5 protein-coding genes are annotated in these 4,873 nt (G+C 69.8%); 3 read left to right on the forward strand and 2 right to left on the reverse strand.

Annotated features, from left to right (window positions below; genetic code table 11):
- Positions 1-1,073 (reverse strand): glycosyltransferase (locus tag CCN51_RS46450; RefSeq protein ID WP_211303317.1); only part of this gene is annotated, 1,073 nt, incomplete at its 3' end.
- A gap of 25 nt (positions 1,074-1,098) precedes the next feature.
- Here CCN51_RS46450 and CCN51_RS46455 point away from each other — a divergent pair.
- The 3 genes from CCN51_RS46455 to CCN51_RS46465 all read left to right on the forward strand — a co-directional run bounded on the left by CCN51_RS46455 (position 1,099) and on the right by CCN51_RS46465 (position 3,782).
- Positions 1,099-1,923, forward strand: coding sequence for a glutamate racemase (locus CCN51_RS46455; RefSeq protein WP_014181874.1), 825 nt, complete (start codon positions 1,099-1,101; stop codon positions 1,921-1,923).
- Positions 1,924-2,016: 93 nt separating this feature from the next.
- On the forward strand, positions 2,017-2,586 hold the full coding sequence (locus CCN51_RS46460) for a hypothetical protein (RefSeq protein WP_014181875.1): 570 nt from the start codon (positions 2,017-2,019) through the stop codon (positions 2,584-2,586).
- 179 nt (positions 2,587-2,765) lie between these two features.
- On the forward strand, positions 2,766-3,782 hold the full coding sequence (locus tag CCN51_RS46465; protein WP_014181876.1) for a methyltransferase: 1,017 nt from the start codon (positions 2,766-2,768) through the stop codon (positions 3,780-3,782).
- Positions 3,783-3,899: 117 nt separating this feature from the next.
- On the opposite strand, the gene CCN51_RS46470 is transcribed toward CCN51_RS46465, so the two are convergent.
- The coding region (locus CCN51_RS46470) for an alpha/beta fold hydrolase (RefSeq protein WP_143676111.1) at positions 3,900-4,873 on the reverse strand (974 nt) is incomplete at its 5' end.

The following is a 4,873-nucleotide window of genomic DNA, read 5'->3' on the forward strand; positions in this document are numbered from 1 at the left end:
AGCCCCGCGCACAGCGCCACCGGGGGCACCAGATACACCAGCGCGAGCCCCGCCACCGTGGCCACCAGCAGCAGCGGATTGTGCCGCAGCTGCGCATAGGCGCTCCGCGAGACCATCCGCCACAGCTCGCCCAGCCGCGGATACGGCCGTACGCTGTCCACCCGGTCCGCGAGCCCCAGCCAGATCCTCCCCCCGCTCCGCTTCACCGCCCGGGCCAGCGCCACATCGTCGATGACCGCGTGCCGGACCACATCCGGGACCTTGGCCCGCTCGGCCGCCTCCCGCCGCAACAGCACACACCCGCCCGCGGCCGCCGCCGTCCGCGCCCCCGCCCGGTTGACCCACCGGAACGGGTAGAGCTGCGCGAAGAAGTACACAAACGCCGGGACAATCAACCGCTCCCACGCCGTCGCCACCCGCAGCCGCGCCATCTGCGACACCAGATCGAGCCCGGAGCCGCGCGCCGCCCGCACCAACTCGCGCAGGGAGTCCGGCTCATGCGCGATGTCCGCGTCGGTCAGCAGCAGATACTCCATGTCCGGGCGGGCCTCGGCGAGCGTCATGCCATGGCGCACCGCCCACAGCTTGCCCGTCCAGCCCCGCGGCGGCTCACCGGGCGAGTCCACGGTCAGCGGCAGCCCGCCGTGCTCATCGGCGAGTTCGCGGGCCAGCTTGCCCGTGTCGTCCGTACTGCCGTCGTCGACGAGGAAGATCTCGGCCGGCCCCGGATAGTCCTGCGCCAGCAATGACGGCAGGCTCACCGGGAGGACGGCGGCCTCGTCCCGGGCGGGGACGACGATGGCGACGGGTGGCCAGCACTCCTCGATGGCGAGGTCCGCCGGGTCCTCGCAGGGGACGACGGGCTCACCGCCGGGGTTCGCCCGCGCACCGGGGTCCACCCGCGCACCGGGGTCCACCCGTGTACCGCCGCGGGGCAGCCGGACGTCCGTACGCCAGAAGAAGCCCTGGCCCAGCAGCAGCCACCCCCACACGACAAGTGACCCCACGGCGATCCACGTCAGCGCGTCCACCGTGGCAGTCTGCCCGACCAGGAGCCCGGTCGCCGGGCGCATCGGGGCGATCCATTAAAGTGACCGGGTGAAGATCGCGCTCATGGACTCCGGAATCGGCCTGCTCCCAGCAGCGGCCGCGGTGCACCGGCTCCGGCCGGACGCCGATCTCGTCCTCTCCTCGGACCCCGGCAGCATGCCCTGGGGCCCCCGCACCCCCGAAGACGTCACCCAGCGCGCGCTGGCCTGCGTCCGCGCCGCCGCCGCGCACCGCCCCGACGCGCTGATCGTCGCCTGCAACACCGCCTCGGTGCACGCCCTGTCCGCACTGCGGGCCGAGCTGGAGCCCGGGCTGCCGGTCATCGGGACCGTACCCGCGATCAAGCCCGCGGCGGCGGGCGGCGGACCCGTCGCGATCTGGGCCACCCCCGCCACCACGGGCAGCCCCTACCAGCGCCGGCTCATCAGCGACTTCGCGGACGGCGTCACCGTGACGGAGGTGGCCTGCCCGGGGCTCGCCGAGGCCGTACAGCGAGCCGACTCGGCGGCGATCGACGCCGCGGTGGCCGACGCCGCGGCCCGCACCCCGCGCGATATCCGGGCCCTCGTCCTGGGCTGCACCCACTACGAGCTGGTCGCCGACCGCATCCGGGCCGCCGTCCAGCCGGCCGACGCCCCGCCGATCGCCCTGCACGCATCCGCCGGGGCCGTCGCCGCCCAGGCCCTGCGCCGGATCGGCGCCACGCCCACCCCCTCGGGCGAGGCGGGCCAGGCAGCCTCGTCGGCCCTCTCGGACCTTCCCCAGGGGCGGCTCACCGTGCTGCTCAGCGGCCACGAGGCCGCGATGCCCGAGGCCGCCCTCGCATACGCGGAGGGGCGTCTGCTGGCGGCCGAACCCCTGGCGCGGGGCTGACGCGCGGCCCAGGACTGGGCTCGCCCGCAAACCTTTCATGCCCCCTACCACAGTCCTCTGCCGGGGTAGCGGAACGTGGGTACCCTGCCAGCTATGAGGCACCACGGCGAGGACGACGAGCGCGAAAGGCCGGCTGGGGCCAGGAGGCCCCCTGCGATCTGGACCGGGCGGGCGCACAACCGCGCCCAGTGGCTGCTGGCCGCCGGGGGCGCCGCCTGCGTGGCGCTCGGCATCGACCTGGCCGTCGCCTCTCCCTGGACCTCGGGTCTGGCCCCTCTCCTCATGGCCGTGATCGGCTGCCTCGCGGCCGGGCTGCTGATGCTCTTCGGCACCCTGGCCTTCGTCCACGTGGCCGTGCGGGTCGACGAGGAGGCCCTGGAGGTGCGCTGCGGCCACATTGGGCTGCCCCGGCGCCGTATCCCGCTCGATGACGTGGTCCACGCGGACTTCGCACCCCGGGTCACCCCATACCAGTGGGGCGGCTGGGGCTACCGCTGGCGCCCCGACAAGGGCACCGCGGTGATTGTCCGCCGCGGCGAGGGCCTGGTGGTCCGGCTCGGCGACGGCCGGATCTTCACCGTCACGGTGGACAACGCCGAGACCGCGGTACGCGTGATCCGCGACCGCCTGCGCGGGGTCGCGGCCGGGGCCTCGCAGGCCTAGATTCCGTCCGAGGTCACCGGCTATACATGATCCTGATACGGCCCGGAAGGTGCGTCCTTCCGGGCCGTTCCCCCGTCCGGCCCCGTTCCTTCAGCACGTCCCGTTCAGCCCGTTCCGTTCATCCTGCTTCCGTTCGACAAACGGAAAACGGAGGAAATCGATATGAGAGAGGTCGGCAGATGAGCGCACTGACACCAGAAGCACTGCTCGCGGATTACCTGGCCCTGGCGGATGACAGCTGTGTCGCCGTGCTGCCGCACGTGCTGCGCATTACGGCCGAACTCGGCATCGCCGATGTCATAGCGACGGACACCAAGACCGTCGAGGACATAGCCACCGCCACGGACGCGGACATCGAATCCCTCTACCGCCTGCTGCGTGCCCTGGTGTCGGTGGGCGTGCTCCTGGAGGACCCGTCCCGCTCCTTCCGGCTGACCGAGACCGGAAACCGCCTCCGCGCGGACGCCCCGAACAGCGTCCGCGAATCTGTCCTCAACGCCGACTCCCAGCGGGCCTGGCTCCGCGGTATCGACACCATCCGCAGCGGGCGCTCGGTCTTCGACAGCGTCCACGGCGGGGATTTCTTTGCGCACAAGAACTCCGACGGCGACGCCGATCGCGCTTTTCTGCGCCGGATGCGGGAGCGTACCGGGCGGCTGTACGGACAGTTCTCCTCGACGCCCGACTGGCGGCAGTCGGACGTCGTCATGGACATCGGGGGCGGCGACGGTTTTATGCTGGAGCGCGTCCTGCGCGAAGCCGATCATGTCAAGGGAATTCTTTTCGATCGACCGTCGGTCGTCGACATGGTCAAGGATTCCGAGCACATTCGGTCGCTCGGGGAGCGCTGCCGCCTCGAAAAGGGCGACTTCTTTGAATCGCTGCCCTCAGGGGCCGACACCCATATGCTGTGCAGCGTGCTGCACGACTGGACGGATAGCCAGGTGGTCGCCATTCTGCGCAACAGCAGGATGGCATTGCGGGACGGCGGGCGGCTACTGATCGTGGAGATGCTGGTGCCGGAGGACCAGGAATGGCACCCCAGCCGATGGAGTGACATCGGAATGATGGTGCTCACCGGCGGCCGTGAACGAACGGCAGCAGAATTCGAGACCTTGCTGAGCGATTCCGGATTCTGTCTTTCGAGCGTGACCCCGATTCCCGGCTCTTACTTCTCGGTGCTGGAAGCGAAATAGAAGGTTTTGGTTAGCCGCTGATGCCGCGCTTTTTGGCGCGGTTTGGTGGGCCTGGTGGGGTGGCACATGCGCCACCAGGCCCACCAGGCCCATCTGCGCTGGTTGTGACCTGACCGACTACTGCTCCGGCCGTTCCCTCAGCGCTGCGGCCAGCGTCCGGCCGATCTCGGCGAGCGGACCGGGCTGCATCATGTTGACGTGCTCACACGGAACCGGGTGTTCGTGCACGTGCCCCGTGATATACGGAGCCCACGCCCGAGGAGCGGCCACCGGCATGTGGTTGTCGACGGCCGCGGTGAAGAACAGCACATCGCCAGAGAATTTTTCCAGCGCGGCGGAGCGCCCGAGCGCCCGGTTGTTACCGACCGCGACGGCCAGCGCGGATATTTCATCCTCGCTGAGAGCGATGCCTCCCGTCATATAGCCCATGTGCTGCCTGGCGTAGTCGCGGAGGAGGGCGGAAAGATCCGCCGCATCGGCATCCTCCGGGATTTTGTATCCGGCGCCCTCCGCCAAGGCGTATATAAGGTCCTCTTCTTTTTCCGGGCCCGATGGAATAACCCCGTCGTTTGGATAGGCGTCAAGCATGCTCAGCAGGCTGACGACTTCTCCCTGACTTTGAAGCAGTACCGCCGCGGCGTGGGCGACCAGCCCTCCGAAGGACCAGCCGAGCAGCCGGTAGGGACCGACGGGCTGAACAGAACGCATCAGCTTCACATAGTCCCGCGCCATTTCCTCCAGGGAGGTCGGCAGCGGCTCCTTCCCCATCAGGCCGCGCGACTGGAGCCCGTAAATGGGGACTTCTTCTGGGATGTGCCGCAGCAGACCGGCGTAGCACCAGCTGAGCCCTGATACCGGATGCACGCAGAACAGCGGTGGTTCGTCGCCGCTCGAGCGGATGGGAAGGAGCGGATCGAACGGATCCTGGCTGGTCCCGTCTTCGATGCGTTCGGCGAGGCCGGCGACGGTGGGGGCTTCGAAGAGGGCTCGGATGGTGAGTTCGACGTCCAGGGCGGTGCGGATGCGGCTGATCAGGCGGGTGGCGAGGAGGGAGTGTCCGCCGAGGGTGAAGAAGTTGTCGTCGATTCCGA

Source organism: Streptomyces milbemycinicus, from assembly GCF_002154605.1.
In the GTDB taxonomy this organism is placed as follows: domain Bacteria; phylum Actinomycetota; class Actinomycetes; order Streptomycetales; family Streptomycetaceae; genus Streptomyces; species Streptomyces milbemycinicus.